Below are 16,673 nucleotides of genomic sequence, written 5' to 3'. Positions count from 1 at the left end.
AAGCGTGATCAACTTCCGCTACCACGTGGTGTCCCTCACCGCGGTCTTCCTGGCTCTGGCGATCGGCCTGGTGGTCGGCACAGCCGCCCTCAACGGCCCGGTCGCCGACTCGCTCAAGGAGCAGGTCACCGGGCTACGCAAGGACAACCAGCAGTGGCGTCAGACGGTCAGCAACATGGAGAAGCAACTCGCGCTGGAAGAGGAGTTCGCCGAGGAGACCTCCCAGATCCTCCTGCCGGGCACCCTCACCGCGCGTCGGGTAGCGGTTCTCAGCCTGCCCAACGGGCGTGACCACACCGAGAACGTGCTCAAGAAGCTTCAGCAGGCCGGGGCCACCATCACCGGCCAGGTCGACCTGCAGGACAAGTTCATCAACCCGGACAACAACTCCAACCTGCTGGAGTTGGCCGTCACCGCCGCCCGCCCGACCGCGCAGACCACCGGCCTGCCGGGCAACGGGCACGGCGTGGAAACCTCCAGCGCGCTGCTGGCCAGTGTCCTGCTGGACCGGCCCCAGGGCGTCGCGCCGGTCAGTGACGCCGACCGTCGGGCGGTGCTCGCCGCCTACAACAACGCCGGCTACCTGACCACCGACAGCAACAAGGTCACCGCCTCGGCGGAGGCGGTCGTCGTGGTCAGCGGTCAGCCGTACGTCGACAAGGACTCCGACAAGCGGGACGAGTCGGTGGTCAAGATCGCCGAGCAGTTCGACCGCACCGGGGCGATCGTGGTGGCCGGCAACGGTTCCGTCGGCGGCAACCTGGTCGGCGTGGTGCGCGGCGACCCGGTGCTCGCCCAGACCATCTCCACGGTCGACAACGCCAACACCGTGCAGGGCCAGGTGGTCACAACCCTTGCCCTGGTGCAGCAGCTCACCGAGAAGAAGGCCGGGCAGTACGGCGTCGGCGACAACGCCGCCTCCGGCCTGTTGCCTAGACTGCCCCAGTGAGCGAACGACGTACCCCCGTGTCCGGATCCGACCAGGTGGCGCGTGACCGAGCCCGCGAGGTGACGGCGTGAGCGCCCTGGGCCGGCTGTTGATCGCCGGCGCGGGTGCCGCGGCGGCCCGCTACGCGCTGCGTGAGGTGCGCACCTCGCCGGCCGGGCCCGCGTTGGAGCGCACCAACTTCCGTGGCCGCACGGTCAGCCTGGCCGCCGGGCCGGCGCTCGCCGCCGGCGCGGCCGCCGCCGGCGCGTTCGGTGCCACCGGCGGCGCCGCCGGTGGGGCCGCCCTGGTCGCCGGTCTCGGGGCGGGCGGCGTCGGCCTGTACGACGACGTGGTCGGCGCGCGGCCGGAGCAGAAGGCGGCCAAGGGCTTCGCCGGTCACCTCGCCGCGCTACGTGAGGGGCGGGTCACCGCCGGTCTGGTCAAGGTCGTCGGGGTGGGTGCCGCCGGAGTGGGTGCCGCCGCGCTGCTCGCCGCCGACCCCCGGGTCGCCGCGCACCCGCGCCGGCAGCGGCACGGCGCGTTCGGCCGGGGTGTCGACGTGCTGCTCGGTGCCGGCGTGATCGCCGGCACGGCCAACCTGCTCAACCTGCTCGACCTGCGGCCGGGCCGCGCCCTCAAGTCCGGGCTGCTGCTCGCCGCGCCGCTGACCGGCGGCCCGCAGGGCGGGATCGCCGCGGGCGCGGCCGGCGCCGCCGCCGGCCTGCTCCGCGACGACCTGGCCGAGGACGTGATGCTCGGCGACAGCGGCGCGAACGCGCTCGGGGCGGTGCTCGGTGTCGCGCTCGCCGCCCGGACCGGCCCGCTCGGCCGGGCCGGTCTGCTCGCCGTCCTGGCCGGGCTCACCGCCGCCAGCGAGAAGGTCAGCTTCACTGCGGTGATCCAGCGGACCCCGGGGCTCCGCGAACTCGACGCACTGGGCCGACGCGCCGACTGACGTGAACAGACCGGCACCCCTCGCCGGCGCCGGCCGGCTGGCCGGGGCAGCCGCGCTCATCGCCGTCCTCACCGTGGCCAGCCGACTCGCCGGCTTCGGCCGCACCGCCGTGTTCACCTGGAGCTTGGCGCCGACCGACCTCGGTGGCACCTACGTGGTGGCCAACGCGGTGCCGAACTTCATCTTCGAGATCGTCGCCGGGGGAGCGCTGGCCAGCCTCGTCGTACCCCTGCTCGCCGGCGCGGTCGCGGCGGGCGACCGGACAGCCGTGGCCCGGACCACCGGTGCGTTGCTGACCTGGACGCTGGCCCTGCTGGTCCCGCTGGCGCTGCTCGTGGTGCTGCTCGCCGGCCCGGTGGTCGAGTCGCTGGGCCACCACCTGACCACCGCCCAGCAGCAGAGCGGCGTGCGGATGCTGCGGGTCTTCGCGCCGCAACTGCCGCTGTACGGGGTCGGCATCGTGCTCACCGGGGTGCTCCAGGCACATCGCCGTTTCGCCTGGCCGGTGCTCGCCCCGCTGCTGTCCAGCCTCACCGTCATCATCGTGTACCTCGGGTTCACCGTCACACAGGGCCGCTACGCCACCGTCGGCGGGGTGAGCCCCGGCGGTGAGTTGCTGCTCTCCGGCGGCACCACCCTCGGCGTGGTGGTGCTGTCGTTGTCGTTGCTGATCCCGGTCCGCCGGTTGCACCTCGGGTTGCGGCCCGGCTTCGGGTTCCCCACCGACGCGCGGGCCCGGGTCGGCGGGTTGGCGGTGGCCGGCGCGGTCACCGTCACCACCCAGCAGATCGCTCTGATCGTCAGCCTGAACCAGGTCACCGCCGGCGCGCGGAGCAACCCGGGCGTCTACAACCTGGCGCAGACCGTCTACCTGTTGCCGTGGGCGGTGCTGGCGGTGCCGCTGGCCATCGCCGCCTACCCGACCCTGGCGGCGGCGCGGGCCGCCGGGGACGAGCGCACCTACCGCACGACCCTGGCGCCGGCCGTCCGTGGTGTGCTCCTGTTCAGTTGCCTCGGCACGGCCGCGTTGATCGGGACCGCCGGGCCGGTCGGACACTTCTTCTTCCCGTCGGACACCGCGTCGACCGCCGCCGCCGCGATCATCGGGTACGCCCCCGGCCTGGTCGGCTACGGCCTCTTCGCGGTGCTCACCCGGGCGCTCTACGCCAGGGGTGAGACCCGGGCGGCGACGCTCGCCACGGCGGTCGGTTTCCTGGTGGTGCCGGCCGTCGTCCTGCTGCTCGGCGCGGTGCTGCCTTTGCGGGACCGGGTGCTCGCTGTGACGTCCGCGAACTCGGTGGGGATGCTGGTGCTCGGCGCCCTGCTGCTCCTGGCGGTGTCGCGCAGCGCCGGCCGTCCCGCCCTCGCGGGAGCGGCCCGGGCCGGGGCGTCCGGTGGCCTCGCCGGTGTGCTCGCCGGGCTCGCCGGGTTCGGCCTCAGCCGTTGGCTCGACCAGCTGGACGGCGGCACCCCGACGACGGCGGCGGCGTTCGGTCAGGGCATGCTGTCCGGGGTTCTGGTTGGGGTTGTGTTCCTCGCCGTGGTCTGGTTCGTCGACCGGCGGGACGTACAGCCACTGCTCGCCGGGGTGCTGCGGCGTCTGGGCCGGCGGGGGCCGTCCGGCGGTGCGCCGACACCGGGCGCGGGCTCCGCGCAGCGGGGCGACGGGAAGGAGACGGCGACGCGATGACTGAGCCAGCTCTGCCTGCCGGCTGGTCGGGCACCGTCGCGTTGGTGCTCGCGTCCAGCACCGGCGGGGTCGGCCAACACGTCCGTTCGGTGGCCCGTGGCCTCGTCGCGGGCGGCACCACGGTCCTGGTCTGCGGGCCCGCCGCCACTCAGGAGCAGTTCGACTTCACCGGCGCGGGTGCACGGTTCGAGCCGGTGGAGATCCCGGCCAGCCCGACGCCGGCCGACGCGCGGGCGGTGCTCGCGCTGCGCCGGGCGCTGGCCGCCGCTCACGTCGACGTGGTGCACGCGCACGGTCTGCGGGCCGGGTTGGTCGCGGTGCTGGCCCGCCCGGCCGCCCCGGTGATCGTCACCTGGCACAACGCGGTGCTCGCCGGGGGGCTGCGGGGCGGGGTGTCCCGGCTCGTCGAACGGGTTGTCGCCCGGGGCGTCCGGGTGGCGCTCGGCGCCTCCGATGACCTGGTGCGACGGGCCGCCGAGGTGGGTGCCGCCGACGCCCGGCTGGCCCCGGTCGCCGCGCCGGCGCTGCCCGCGCCGCGTCGACGCCCGGCGGCCGTCCGCGCCGAGTTCGGCGTCCGCCCGGACCAGCCGCTGATCGTCTCGGTCGGTCGGTTGCACCCGCAGAAGCGCTACGACGTGCTGATCGACGCGGCGGCCCGCTGGCGTACGCGTACCCCACCGCCGGTCGTGGTGATCGCGGGCAGCGGGCCGGCGTATCTGCCGCTCGCCGCGCGGACCTCCGCCGCCCGTGCCCCGGTGACCCTGCTGGGGCACCGCACCGACGTGGCCGACCTGCTCGCCGGCGCCGATCTGGCGGTGGTGACCAGCGACTGGGAGGCGCGGCAGCTCTTCGCCCAGGAGGCGCTGCGCGCTGGCGTGCCACTGGTGGCCACCGCTGTCGGCGGGCTCCCGGACCTGGTCGGCGACGCGGCCACGCTGGTCCCCGCCGGTGATGTGGACGCTGTCGACGCGGCCGTACGCGCGTTGCTGGACGACCCGGCGGCGCGGGCGGAGTTGGGCCGGCGTGGCGCCGAACGGGCGGCGACGTGGCCGACCGAGGCGGACACCGTCGCCACGCTTGCCGCCCTCTACGCCGAGCTGGCCGGGAACCCCGGCGGTCCGGCGGCCGCCCCGGGCTCCGACGCCCCGAGAACGGGACACCGGTGATGTTGCGCCGAATCGCCCCCGCCCTGCTGACAGTGCTCGTCGTGGCGCTGGGCGTCACCGCGCTCGCCGCCCGCCCACCCCAGGGCACCCCGCAACGCACCGCCGACTTCGTGGTGCTCGCCGGGATCGCCGGGCTGCGCTGGGATGACGTGGATCCGCAGAGCACCCCGACGCTGTGGCGGATGGCCCAGGACGGCTCGATCGGCTCACTGTCGGTGCGTTCCGCGCACCGGCCCACCTGCCCGGTGGACGGCTGGTTGACACTGGGCGCGGGCAGCTTCGCCGCGTGGAACGGCAGCCGGTCTGTCGACGGTTGCCCGTCGGCGGCGGTGACAGTGGAACAACCGGACGGCATCGGCGCGAACCTGCCCGACCAGGAGAGCGTGGTCCAGTACAACCAGCAGCGGTTGCCCTGGGGCGCGATGCCCGGCTCGTTGTCCGAGTCGGTGCGGTGCTCCGTGGCCGTGGGTCCGGGCGCGGCAGTGGCCGCCGCCCGACCGTTCGGCCGCGTCGACCGGTACGCCTCGGGGCTGCCGACCGACCCGCGGCCGCTACTCGGCTCGTGTGTACTGAGCATCGTCGACCTCGGCACTGTCAAGGGGACCGACCCGGCCACCCGCGCCGAGGAGGCCCGCGCGGCGGACGCCGAGCTGGCCCGGGTGCTGGCGGCGCGACCCCCACGGTCGTTGGTGCTGGTCGCAGGGATCTCCGACACCACCCAGCCGGCCCGGCTGCACGTGGCGGTCGCCGACGGGCCGGGCTGGGAGCGGGGGTGGCTCACCTCGGCCAGCACCGGCCGGGACGGGTACCTGCAACTTGTCGACCTCGCGCCGACCGCCCTCGCCGCGTTGGGCCGGCCCATGCCGGAGCGGCTCTTCCTCGGCCGTCCGGCGGTCAGCACCGGCGGCCGTCCCGCCGACCTGACCGAGGCCATCGACGCTCCGGCGAACGCCGACCGGGAGGCGGCCGGCCAGCGTTCCGTCTCGGGGGTGTTCTTCGCGGTGCTCGCCGGGGTGCAGGTGCTGCTGGCCCTCGCGATCCTGCCGCTGCTGCGCCGGGCCCGTCCGCACGCCGGCCCGGCCGGCCCGACGCCCGTCTCCGGGCGGGTCGTGGCGGTGATGGAGCTGCTGCTGGTCGCCGCGGCGTTGACGGTGCCGGCGGCGCTGCTGACCGACGCGGTGCCCTGGTGGCGCGGTGAGCACCCTGGGTGGATCTTCGCCGGGGTTACCGCGCTGCTGGTGGCCGCCGGCACCGCGGCGGTGCGGTTCGCCCCCGGGTACGCGAACACCCTCGGGCCGCTCGGCGCGGTGGCCGGCCTCACCACGCTCGTGGTGGGGCTGGACGTGCTCACCGGGGCCCGCCTCCAGCTCAACAGCGTGGTCGGCTACTCCGCGTTGCAGGGCGGCCGGTACGCCGGGCTGAGCACTGTGGGGTTGGGAGTGTTCCTCGCCGGTGCGTTGGTCACCGGCGGCTGGTTCGCCCAACGGGTGCCCCGGGGCTGGCGGCCAGCGGTGATGGTGGCGGTGGGTGGCCTCGCCGTGGTGGTGGTCGGCAGCCCGTACCTGGGCGCCGACCCGGTCGGCGCGATAGCGCTCACCGCCGGGGTGAGCGTCGCCGCCGTGATCAGCGCCGGTGGCTGGTTGACGATCAGCCGGCTGGCCTGGGCCGCCATGGCCGCACTGGCGGTCGGTATCGGGTTCGCCGTGGTGGACCTGCGCCGCCCTGCGGCGGAGCGGGGCAGCCTGGGCCGGTTCCTCTCCGCGCTCGGTGACGGCACCGGCGGGTTCGCCGTGCACCGCTCCAGCACGGAGAACTTCGAGACGTTGGTCAACAGCCCGCTGACGGTGCTGGCGCTGGCCGGCGGGTTGCTGGTGTGGTTCGCCCTGTTGCAGCCGTGGGGTGGGCTGATGCGGCTGTTCGGCATCTACCCGGCGGTCCGGGCCGCGCTGGCCGGCACCGTGGTCGCCGCGGTGCTCGGTGGTGTGCTCGACGGCGCGGCCCTGGACGTGATGGGTGCCGCCGCCGCCCTGGTGGTGCCGATGGCCGCCCTGGCGTCGCTGCGGGTGCTCGGGCACGCCGCGGACCGGACCCGCCCGGTGGCGGGCCGCTCCCGGGCCAACGGCGCCGACGACGACTCGGGGTCCGGCGGGGTCGGCCCGGTCGGTGGGGGCGACGGTCCGACCGGCGGCGGTGGGCCACTGGGCGCCGTGCATCCCCGTCCGATCACCGGCCCGACCCCGAGCGCACCGGCGAAGGTCGCCCAACCGCCGTCGGACACCCCGGGCGAGCCCCGCGGGGACGCCGACGAACCGGCCGAGCCGACAGCGAGCGGGTCGACGCCGGACGCCGCGCCGACGGTGCCCGTAGCGCCCCGGCAGGCCTCCCGGTCATCGACGGAGGTTGCCGCGTCCTGAGCGGCGGGCCTCGTCCGGATGGCCCGGAGGTGTCGCAGGCGGGGTGCGGCCTGCGGGTACCCGCCCGGGAGGTGTTACCGTCGAATCCCGTGGATCGCGTGATCACTTTGCTGATCAAGCACGGCGGTCTGCATGACCGCGACAGACGACACGGGAGCAGGCCTTGGCCCCATCAGCACGGACGACCAGGCACATTTTCGTCACCGGGGGCGTCGCCTCCTCGCTGGGTAAGGGCCTCACCGCCTCCAGCCTCGGCAACCTGCTGACAGCGCGCGGGTTGCGCGTGGTGATGCAGAAGCTCGACCCCTACCTGAACGTCGACCCGGGAACGATGAACCCGTTCCAGCACGGTGAGGTCTTCGTCACCGAGGACGGCGCCGAGACCGACCTCGACGTCGGGCACTACGAGCGGTTCCTCGACCGGGCGCTGTCCGGTAAGGCGAACGTCACCACCGGTCAGATCTACTCCGACGTGATCGCCAAGGAGCGGCGCGGCGAGTACCTGGGCGACACCGTCCAGGTCATCCCGCACATCACCAACGAGATCAAGTCGCGGATCCTGGCGATGGCCGACCCGGACGAGGACGGCCAGGTCCCCGACGTGGTGATCACCGAGGTCGGTGGCACCGTCGGCGACATCGAGTCGCTGCCGTTTCTGGAGGCGATCCGTCAGGTCCGCCACGACCTGGGGCGCGACAACTGCTTCTACCTGCACGTCTCGTTGGTGCCGTACCTGGCGCCCTCGGGTGAGCTGAAGACCAAGCCGACGCAGCACTCGGTGGCGCAGCTGCGCAACATCGGTATCCAGCCGGACGCGATAGTGCTCCGCTGTGACCGGGAGATCCCGGTGAAGCTCAAGGAGAAGCTGTCGCTCTACTGCGACGTGGACGCCGAGGCGGTCGTCGCCGCACCGGACGCCCCGAGCATCTACGACATCCCGAAGGTGCTGCACCGGGAGGGGCTCGACGCGTACGTGGTGCGCCGGCTCGGCCTCTCCTTCCGGGACGTGGACTGGGCCAGCTGGGACGACCTGCTGGAGCGGGTGCACCGCCCCCGGCACACAGTCACCGTCGCTGTGGTCGGCAAGTACGTCGACCTGCCTGACGCGTACCTGTCGGTGAGTGAGGCGATCCGGGCGGCGGGCTTCGGCCACCGGGCCCGGGTGCAGTTGCGCTGGGTGCCCAGCGACGAGTGCGTCACCCCGGCCGGCGCCGCGGCGGCGTTGGCCGGCGTGGACGGCATCCTCATCCCCGGCGGCTTCGGCGTCCGCGGCATCGAGGGCAAGATCGGCACCGCCCGGTACGCCCGTGAGGCCGGCATCCCGCTGCTGGGCCTCTGCCTCGGTCTGCAGTGCATGACCATCGAGGTGGCCCGGCACCTGGCCGACCTGGACGGCGCCAACTCGTTGGAGTTCGACGAGCAGGCGGCGCACCCGGTCATCGCCACGATGGCCGACCAGGAGGACATCGTCGCCGGTCGGGGTGACCTGGGCGGCACCATGCGGCTGGGCGCGTACCCGGCGACGTTGACCGAGGGCTCGATCGTCGCCGAGGCGTACGGCAGCACCGAGATCAGCGAGCGGCACCGGCACCGGTACGAGGTGAACAACGCCTACCGGGACGCGCTGACGAAGGCGGGCCTGCACATCTCCGGCACCTCGCCGGACGGCCGGCTGGTCGAGTTCATCGAACTGGACCGGAGTCTGCACCCGTTCTTCGTGGCCACCCAGGCGCACCCCGAGTTGAAGAGCCGCCCGACCCGCCCGCACCCGCTGTTCGCCTCGTTCGTCAAGGCGGCGGTGGCGTACTCGCAGGCCGACCAGCTTCCGGTCGATCTGGACGCGGCGGCGGAGGCCCCGACGACGCGTAAGGCCGCCCGCAACGGCGCCGCGACGAAGGCGTCGTCGGCCTCGTGAGCGAGCGAACCAGCAGCGTTGTCGGGCGCAGCGAGGCGGCGGCGTGAGCAACCTTGAGCACCGCTACGAGGTGCGTTCCCGGGAGGAGCGGTACCGGGGGCGGATCTTCGACGTGGTCACCGAGGAGGTGACCATGCCGGGCGGTGGGACCGGGCTGCGGGACCTCGTCCGGCACGTCGGGGCGGTGGCAGTGGTGGCGCTCGACGACGCCGGCCAGGTGGTGTTGATCCGGCAGTACCGGCACCCGGTCGGGCGGCACCTGTGGGAGCTGCCGGCCGGTCTGATGGACGTCTCCGGCGAGGAGTTGCCGGTGGCCGCGCTACGGGAGTTGGCCGAGGAGGCCGACCTCACCGCCGCGCGGGTCGACGTGCTGGTGGACCTGCACAGCTCGCCGGGGTTCACCAACGAGATCGTGCGGGTGTTCCTGGCCCGCGACCTCGCCGACGTGCCGGCCGACGAGCGGCACGAGCGCCACGACGAGGAGGCCGACCTCCAGGTCGTCCGGATCGACCTGGACGAGGCGGTCGCCATGGTCCTGGCCGGTGAGATCACCAACGCGTCCGCGGTGGCCGGGCTGCTGGCCGCGGCCCGCGCCCGGGACACCGGCTTCACGTCTCTGCGTCGGGCGGACGCGCCGCTGCCGCGCTGAGCGTCGCCGCCGGTCCAGCCCGGTGGGGGAGTACGCACGAAAAGGGGCCCCGCGGTCAGCCGCGGGGCCCCTTTCGCTGTCTGCTCTAGGAGTCGCGCAGCGGACGGCCCTGCGCGTCCGTGCCGCCGTTGACCAGGATGAGGATGCCGTCGATGAGGCCCCAGAAAGCGCCGAGGCCGCAGGTCACCAGGCTCACGACGAGCTGAAGAACGGCGATCTTGGTGTGTCCGGTGTAGAACCGACCGGCACCGAAGGTGCCGAGCAGGATGCCGAGGACGCCCGCGACGATCTTGCTCTTGTCGGAGACGCCCTGGGGGTACCCCGGCTGGGGGTAACCGGGCTGGTAAGGAGGAGTGGTCATGGGCGGACACACTAGTGATCCACTCGCCGGCTGTCCGCACCGCCGCCCGGCAGATGGGACGATAATGGTGAAACACTGTCCTGTCGGCTGAGGTGACGCTCGACCGCTGAATCCCGGCGGTGCCCTGACACATCGTCAGGACACCCGGGCACCGGATGCCACTGTGCTGGCTCGCGGCGGCGCCGGGCGCGCCTAGACTGCCGCCGCAGGACCGGTGTACCGCGATGGCAAAGGGGCCGTCGTGGCACCGAGCAGTCGGGGGAGAGCAGCCCCGAAGAGAGGTGTCTGCATCGTGAAGGTCGGAATCCCACGCGAGGTCAAGAACCACGAGTACCGCGTGGCGATCACGCCAGCGGGTGTCAACGAGTTCACCCGCAGCGGCCACCAGGTCTTCGTCGAGTCCGGCGCCGGGGTTGGCTCCAGCATCACCGACGAGGAGTTCGCCGCCGCCGGCGCGACGATCCTCACCACCGCCGACGAGGTGTGGGAGACCGCCGAGCTGGTGCTCAAGGTCAAGGAGCCGATCGCCGAGGAGTACCACCGGATGCGCGAGGGGCAGGTGCTCTTCACTTACCTGCACCTGGCCGCCTCCAAGGAGTGCACCGACGCGCTCATCGACCGCCGGGTCACCGGCATCGCGTACGAGACCGTCGAGCTGCCCGACCGGTCGCTGCCGCTGCTCGCCCCGATGTCCGAGGTGGCCGGCCGGCTCGCCCCGCAGATGGGCGCCTTCTACATGATGCGCACCGGCGGCGGGCGCGGTGTGCTGCCCGGCGGTGTCTCCGGCGTGTACGCGGCCAAGACCGTGGTCATCGGCGCCGGCGTCTCCGGCATGAACGCCGCCGCCATCGCACTGGGCCTACAGTCCGAGGTGCTGCTGCTGGACAAGAACGTCGCCCGGCTGCGGCAGGCCGACGCCATCTACCGGGGCCACCTGCAGACCGTCGCGTCCAACGCCTACGAGGTCGAGCGCGCCGTGCTCGACGCCGACCTGGTCATCGGCGCGGTGCTGGTGCCCGGCACGAAGGCCCCGACGCTGATCTCCAACGAGCTGGTCTCCCGGATGAAGCCGGGCAGCGTGCTCGTCGACATCGCCATCGACCAGGGCGGCTGCTTCGAGGACTCGCGCCCCACCACGCACGCCGACCCGGTCTACAAGGTGCACGAGTCGATCTTCTACTGCGTCGCGAACATGCCCGGCGCGGTGCCGAACACCAGCACGTACGCGCTGACCAACGTCACACTGCCGTACGCCCTCGAGCTGGCCAACCAGGGCTGGCGCGACGCGCTGCGCAACGACCCGGCGCTGGCGCTGGGCCTCAACACCCACGCCGGGCAGGTCACCTACGGCCCGGTCGCCGAGGCGCACGGCATGGACGTGCTCCCGCTGGCCGACGCACTGGCCTGAACGGTGGCGGGCTGACCAGCGGCACGGACTCCGCCGGCGTGGGCACCGCACCCACGCCGGCGCTGCGCCGTGCCGTTCGCGGTTACCTCGACCACCTGACCGTCGAACGTGGCCTCTCCGCGAACACGCTCGCCTCGTACCGTCGGGATCTGGACCGCTATCTCGCCACCCTGGCCGATGCCGGCGTCACCGACCTCGCGTCGGTCGGCGCCGGCCTCGTCGAGTCGCACCTGGCGCGGCTGCGCGCCGGCGACGACGCGCACCCGCCCCTCGCCGTCTCCTCCGCCGCCCGCGCGGCCAGCGCGGTGCGGGGCCTGCACCGCTTCGCCTTGCGCGAGGGCCTGGCCGGCGTCGACCCGAGCCGCGACGTCCGCCCGCCCACGCCGCCCCGGCGGCTGCCCCGGGCGCTCCCTGTCGACGACGTGGTCCGGCTGTTGGAGACCGCCGGCCCGATCACCGCGACCGGCGACGACGCGCCCCTCGCGCTGCGCGACCGGGCGCTGCTGGAGTTCCTGTACGGCACCGGCGCGCGCATCTCCGAAGCGGTCGGCGCCGCCGTGGACGACCTCGACACCGACGACGGCACGGCGCTGCTGCGCGGCAAGGGCGGCCGGGTGCGGCTGGTGCCCATCGGCGGGTACGCCGTCGACGCCGTGCGCGCCTACCTGGTCCGGGCCCGTCCCGGGCTGGCCGCCGCCGGCCGCGGCACCCCGGCGGTGTTCCTCAACGCCCGCGGCGGCGCGTTGTCCCGCCAGGGCGCCTGGGGCATCCTGCGCCGCGCCGCCGACCGGGCCGGGCTGCCCGTCGACGGGCCGGCAGCGGTCTCCCCGCACACCCTGCGCCACTCCTACGCCACCCATCTGCTCGACGGCGGCGCCGACGTCCGGGTGGTCCAGGAGCTGCTCGGCCACGCGTCGGTGACCACCACCCAGGTCTACACGTTGGTCACCGTGGAGCGGTTGCGCGAGGTGTACGCGACCGCGCATCCCCGCGCCCAGGGTTGAACCGGTCGCTGTCGACGCCGACACGCCGGGCCGGTGCCGAACCCCCTGCTGGTCGGTGGCGTACAGTCGGCATCGGCGCGGACCTCCTGGAGCGACACGACCGGGGTGCGCAGCGGCGCCGCGAAGGACGTCGGACGGCTCCGACGCCGGGTGGGTCGTCGGGAGGGGGCAACGAGCACATGGCTGGCAACGGTGACCGTGCCGAGACCTGGACGTCGGAGCTCCGCGAGCAGCAGGCCACGCTCGGCGCGGACCTGGGTCCTGCGGACCCGGCTGCCTACACGATGCGCAAGCCCATCCCGGAGCCGATGCCCACCGATCGGCACGGCCCCGCGCGCATCATCGCGATGGCCAACCAGAAGGGTGGCGTCGGTAAGACGACCACCACCATCAACCTGGGCGCCGCGCTCGCGGAGTACGGCCGCAAGGTGCTGCTCGTCGACTTCGACCCGCAGGGCGCGCTCTCGGTGGGCCTGGGCGTCAACCCGCACAACCTCGACCTGTCCATCTACAACCTGCTCATGCAGGACGACATCATCGCCGAGGACGTCGTCATCAAGACCGACGTCGCGGGGTTGCACCTGCTGCCGGCCAACATCGACCTCTCCGCCGCCGAGATCCAGCTCGTCAACGAGGTCGCCCGGGAGATGGCCCTCGCCCGGGTCCTGCGCACGGTCCGCAAGGAGTACGACTACATCCTGATCGACTGCCAGCCGTCACTCGGCCTGCTGGCGATCAACGCGCTGACCGTCGCGCACGGCGTGCTCATCCCTCTGGAGTGCGAGTTCTTCAGCCTGCGCGGTGTGGCACTGCTGCTGGACACCATCGACAAGGTGCGCGAGCGACTCAACTTCGACCTGGAGCTCGAAGGCATCCTCGCCACCATGTACGACAGCCGCACCACGCACTGCCGCCAGGTCCTCCAACGGGTGGTGGAGGCGTTCGGCGACAAGGTCTACCAGACGGTCATCACCAAGACGGTGAAGTTCCCCGAGTCCACCGTGGCCGGTGCCCCCATCACGACGATGGACCCGGCCTCCTCCGGGGCACGTAACTACCGTCAACTGGCCCGCGAGGTGATCGCCGCCCAGTCGGAGCGGTAGCCGGAACGCCCATTGCCCGCCTCGTGGACTACGGTCGTCCGGTGACCGCGCCACCCCTCGACCCGCCCCAGACCGCCGACGCGGCAGTGGTCGACGGTGTGCAGCCCGCTGACCCGGCTGCCACCGGCTTCACGGTGCGGCTGGCCAACTTCACCGGCCCGTTCGACCTGCTGCTGCAACTGATCGGCAAGCACAAACTCGACGTCACCGAGGTGGCCCTGCACACGGTCACCGACGAGTTCATCGCCTACATCAGGGCGATGGGCGACAACTGGGACCTGGACGAGGCCAGCGAGTTCCTGCTCATCGCCGCGACCCTGCTCGACCTGAAGGCGGCCCGGCTGCTGCCCGCCGCCGAGGTGGAGGACGAGGCCGACCTCGCCCTGCTGGAGGCACGGGACCTGCTCTTCGCCCGGCTGTTGCAGTACAAGGCGTACAAGGAGGCGGCGGCGCACATCGCCGAGCTGGAGGCCGTGGGCGGCCGACGCTATCCGCGTGCGGTCAGCCTGGAGGCCCGCTACGCCGAGGCGCTGCCCGATCTGGTGCTCGGCATCGGCCCCCAGCGGCTGCTGAAGCTGGCCGTGAAGGCGATGACCCCGAAGCCGGTGCCGGAGGTCTCCATCGCCCACGTGCACATGGTCCGGGTCAGTGTCCGGGAACACGCGGCGATCCTCGCCGCCCGGCTGCGCCGGGCCGGCACCGCCACGTTTTCGCTGCTCTGCGCGGACTGCGAGGCCACCCTGGAGGTGGTGGCCCGGTTCCTCGCGTTGCTGGAGCTGTACCGGGAGGGCCTGGTGTCGTTCGTGCAGGAGCAGGCCCTGGAGGAGCTGACAGTGCGCTGGACCGGCCCGGTCGACGCCGACACCGAGCTGCACGTCGACGAGTACGCCGGCACCCCGGCCGACCCGGAGTCACCTGGGCCTGAACCTGAACTGGCGGGGGCTGAGCTTGAGCCGGCGAGGGCTGAGCCTGCGGGGGCCGAGCCTGCGGGGAGTGCGCCTGAGCCGGTGGGGGCAGAACCTGGGCCGGCGGGGGCTGACCCTGTGCCGACGCGGGAGGCCGGCGGGTCGGACGGGACGGGAACGACGGAGGGTGCGCGGGATGAGTGACGAGCAACGTCGGGACTCGCTGGCCGACCAGGCCGCCGCCTGGGTGCCCCCGTGGGACCGCCCCCGCCCGTCCGCCACCGACACCCCCACGGAGCCGGACGAGTCAGCCGCACCACCGGAGACCGAAGAACCCAAAGCGGCAGCGCCCCGACCGGAATCCGACGCTGCCGCCAACTTCGCCGAGTCGGACGTGGTCGCGTCGGCTTCCGCGCAGGGTGACCCGGATGAGCGGGGCCCAGACGGCGTGAGCCCGGGTGGAGCAGGCCCTGTCGAGGTGGCCGCAGACGGGCCAGGCCCTGTCGAGGTCGCTGCCGGCGGGCCAGAGCCTGCCGAGGTGGCCCCGGGTGGGTCCGATCCCGTTGAGGTGGCCTCGGACGAGGTGGGCCAGGGTGAGCCAGATCGCGGTGAGGCGACCCCGGACGGGGTGGGGCCGGACCTCGGTGGGGTGACGGACGCCACGGTGGGGGAGTCGGGTGGCGCTGGGGGCGTACCCCGGCGGCAGCTGGCGGGGCGGCGGCGGGCGCCTGTCGCGCCGGAGCCCGCGCCCGAGCTGTCCGACCCCGAGTTGCGCGGCGCGTTGGAGGCGATCCTGCTGGTCGTCGACGAGCCGGTCAGCGAGCTGGTGCTGGCGCAGGTGCTGGAGCAACCCGCCGAACGGGTCGGGCCGATGCTCGACGAGATCGCCGCCGGTTACACAGCGGCCGGGCACGGGTTCGAGCTGCGCCGGGCGGCCGGCGGGTGGCGGCTGTACACCCGGCCGGAATACGCTACGTACGTTGAGCGGTTCGTGTTGGACGGGCAGTCCGTGCGGCTGACCCAGGCGGCGCTGGAGACGCTCGCCGTGGTTGCGTACAAGCAGCCGGTGACCCGTTCGCGAATCTCAGCCATCCGGGGTGTGAACTGCGACGGGGTCATCCGTACGCTGGTCACCCGTGGCCTCATCGAGGAGTGCGGCACCGAAACGGACAGCGGGGCGTTCCTCTACCGGACCACCACGTTGTTCCTGGAGAAGCTCGGGCTGAACACTGTCGACGAGCTGCCGCCCCTCGCACCCTTCCTGCCCGACGACGTAGAAGAGCTTGCTGATGCGACCCGATAACCGTTCCCCCAAAGCCGACGCGCCCGTCTACGAGGGGGCTGAGCGCCTGCAGAAGGTGCTCGCCGCCGCCGGCGTGGGTTCCCGGCGTGCCTGCGAAGACCTGATCTTCCGCCGCCGGGTCACGGTGGACGGGCGGGTCGCCAAGCTCGGTGACAAGGTCGACCCGGCCACCTCCGTGATCCACGTGGACGGGGAGCGCCTCCAGGTCGACATTCGCCTGGTCTACGTGGCGATGAACAAGCCGCGTGGGGTGGTTACCACCATGGCGGACGAAAAGGGACGTAACGAGCTGGCCGACTTCATCGGCGCCCGGCTGGAGCAGCGGGTCTACCACGTCGGTCGGCTCGACGCGGACAGTGAGGGCCTGCTGCTGCTCACCAACGACGGCACCCTCGCGCACAAGCTCATGCACCCCTCGTACCAGGTGCTCAAGACGTACCTCGCCGAGGTGGTCGGGCCGATCCCGCGCAACCTGAGCAAGCGGCTGCTGGCCGGCGTCGAGCTGGAGGACGGGCCGGTCAAAGTCGACTCGTTCAAGGTGGTCGACACTCTCGGCAAATCCGCCCAGGTGGAACTGAGCCTGCACGAGGGGCGCAAGCACATCGTCCGGCGGCTGATGGATGAGGTCGGTCACCCGGTCACCCGGCTGGTCCGTACCTCGATCGGGCCGATTCGGCTCGGTGACCTGCGGACCGGACGGATCCGGCGGCTGACCAACGCCGAGGTCGCCGCCCTGTTCAACGTGGTGGGTGACTGACCCCCGAGTTCGGGGTACGGCAGCCGGTAGGCTCCACCGATGGCCGGGACGCGGCCGCCCGGGTGGCGTGGGTCGCCTCCGGCGGCGTCGCGCGCGGGTCCGCCAATGGGCCCGG

Annotated in this window: 14 protein-coding genes; 13 read left to right on the top strand and 1 reads right to left on the bottom strand. The window is 73.1% G+C overall.

The features are described from left to right. Positions 1 to 4 precede the first annotated feature (4 nt). The 7 genes from AB0C19_RS25465 (at position 5) to AB0C19_RS25435 (ending at position 9,717) form a co-directional block, all read left to right on the top strand. The gene (locus AB0C19_RS25465) at positions 5 to 949 is read left to right on the top strand and encodes a copper transporter (protein WP_124854822.1); all 945 of its coding nucleotides are present in this window, start codon (positions 5 to 7) and stop codon (positions 947 to 949) included. 67 nt (positions 950 to 1,016) lie between these two features. Beyond that, positions 1,017 to 1,883 carry a hypothetical protein gene (locus AB0C19_RS25460; protein ID WP_357189335.1) on the top strand — a complete coding sequence of 289 codons (867 nt, stop codon included), beginning with the start codon at positions 1,017 to 1,019 and terminating at the stop codon, positions 1,881 to 1,883. Position 1,884: 1 nt separating this feature from the next. Further along, positions 1,885 to 3,573: a lipid II flippase MurJ gene (locus AB0C19_RS25455; protein WP_357189333.1), complete on the top strand. Its 1,689-nt coding sequence runs from the start codon at positions 1,885 to 1,887 to the stop codon at positions 3,571 to 3,573. Then, a complete protein-coding gene (locus AB0C19_RS25450) occupies positions 3,570 to 4,739 on the top strand; it encodes a glycosyltransferase family 4 protein (RefSeq protein ID WP_357189331.1) in 1,170 nt (389 codons plus the stop codon). Before AB0C19_RS25455 ends, AB0C19_RS25450 begins: the two co-directional genes overlap by 4 nt. Further along, on the top strand, positions 4,739 to 7,153 hold the full coding sequence (locus AB0C19_RS25445) for a hypothetical protein (RefSeq protein ID WP_357189329.1): 2,415 nt from the start codon (positions 4,739 to 4,741) through the stop codon (positions 7,151 to 7,153). Before AB0C19_RS25450 ends, AB0C19_RS25445 begins: the two co-directional genes overlap by 1 nt. Positions 7,154 to 7,316: 163 nt before the next feature. Then, entirely contained in the window at positions 7,317 to 9,068 is a 1,752-nt protein-coding gene (locus tag AB0C19_RS25440) for a CTP synthase (protein WP_091407255.1), read from the top strand. A gap of 43 nt (positions 9,069 to 9,111) precedes the next feature. Then, the gene (locus AB0C19_RS25435; RefSeq protein WP_357189326.1) at positions 9,112 to 9,717 is read left to right on the top strand and encodes an NUDIX hydrolase; all 606 of its coding nucleotides are present in this window, start codon (positions 9,112 to 9,114) and stop codon (positions 9,715 to 9,717) included. A gap of 85 nt (positions 9,718 to 9,802) precedes the next feature. Here AB0C19_RS25435 and AB0C19_RS25430 read toward each other — a convergent pair whose 3' ends face one another. Beyond that, positions 9,803 to 10,078 (bottom strand): TM2 domain-containing protein, encoded by a 276-nt coding sequence (locus tag AB0C19_RS25430; protein WP_357189324.1) that lies wholly within the window; start codon positions 10,076 to 10,078, stop codon positions 9,803 to 9,805. A gap of 292 nt (positions 10,079 to 10,370) precedes the next feature. On the opposite strand from AB0C19_RS25430, the gene ald reads away from it, so the two are divergent. The 6 genes from ald (at position 10,371) to AB0C19_RS25400 (ending at position 16,558) form a co-directional block, all read left to right on the top strand. Then, complete coding sequence (gene ald, locus AB0C19_RS25425; protein ID WP_357189322.1) at positions 10,371 to 11,486, top strand: alanine dehydrogenase; 1,116 nt, start codon at positions 10,371 to 10,373, stop codon at positions 11,484 to 11,486. A 38-nt stretch (positions 11,487 to 11,524) separates the two neighbouring features. Continuing rightward, on the top strand, positions 11,525 to 12,490 hold the full coding sequence (locus tag AB0C19_RS25420) for a site-specific tyrosine recombinase XerD (RefSeq protein ID WP_357189320.1): 966 nt from the start codon (positions 11,525 to 11,527) through the stop codon (positions 12,488 to 12,490). Between the two features lie 179 nt (positions 12,491 to 12,669). Further along, the gene (locus AB0C19_RS25415; protein ID WP_030487987.1) at positions 12,670 to 13,593 is read left to right on the top strand and encodes an AAA family ATPase; all 924 of its coding nucleotides are present in this window, start codon (positions 12,670 to 12,672) and stop codon (positions 13,591 to 13,593) included. 41 nt (positions 13,594 to 13,634) lie between these two features. Next, positions 13,635 to 14,702 carry a segregation/condensation protein A gene (locus AB0C19_RS25410; RefSeq protein WP_357189318.1) on the top strand — a complete coding sequence of 356 codons (1,068 nt, stop codon included), beginning with the start codon at positions 13,635 to 13,637 and terminating at the stop codon, positions 14,700 to 14,702. Further along, complete coding sequence (gene scpB / locus AB0C19_RS25405) at positions 14,695 to 15,801, top strand: SMC-Scp complex subunit ScpB (protein WP_357189316.1); 1,107 nt, start codon at positions 14,695 to 14,697, stop codon at positions 15,799 to 15,801. Before AB0C19_RS25410 ends, scpB begins: the two co-directional genes overlap by 8 nt. Then, positions 15,788 to 16,558: a pseudouridine synthase gene (locus tag AB0C19_RS25400; protein WP_210784817.1), complete on the top strand. Its 771-nt coding sequence runs from the start codon at positions 15,788 to 15,790 to the stop codon at positions 16,556 to 16,558. The genes scpB and AB0C19_RS25400 overlap by 14 nt, the downstream gene beginning before the upstream one ends. Positions 16,559 to 16,673: the final 115 nt, after the last annotated feature.

The organism is Micromonospora sp. NPDC048842, from assembly GCF_040649935.1.
Classification (GTDB): Bacteria; Actinomycetota; Actinomycetes; order Mycobacteriales; family Micromonosporaceae; genus Micromonospora; species Micromonospora hortensis.
Note: the sequence above shows the minus strand (reverse complement) of the source record. Positions and strands in the feature narration are given on the sequence as shown.

Excerpts from the sequence above, each read along its gene's own strand:
- AB0C19_RS25450 (WP_357189331.1), top strand. The coding sequence starts at position 3,570 with ATGACTGAGCCAGCTCTGCCTGCCGGCTGGTCGGGCACCGTCGCGTTG.
- AB0C19_RS25445 (WP_357189329.1), top strand. The coding sequence starts at position 4,739 with ATGTTGCGCCGAATCGCCCCCGCCCTGCTGACAGTGCTCGTCGTGGCG.
- AB0C19_RS25430 (WP_357189324.1), bottom strand. The coding sequence starts at position 10,078 with ATGACCACTCCTCCTTACCAGCCCGGTTACCCCCAGCCGGGGTACCCC.
- AB0C19_RS25415 (WP_030487987.1), top strand. The coding sequence starts at position 12,670 with ATGGCTGGCAACGGTGACCGTGCCGAGACCTGGACGTCGGAGCTCCGC.
- scpB (WP_357189316.1), top strand. The coding sequence starts at position 14,695 with ATGAGTGACGAGCAACGTCGGGACTCGCTGGCCGACCAGGCCGCCGCC.
- AB0C19_RS25400 (WP_210784817.1), top strand. The coding sequence starts at position 15,788 with ATGCGACCCGATAACCGTTCCCCCAAAGCCGACGCGCCCGTCTACGAG.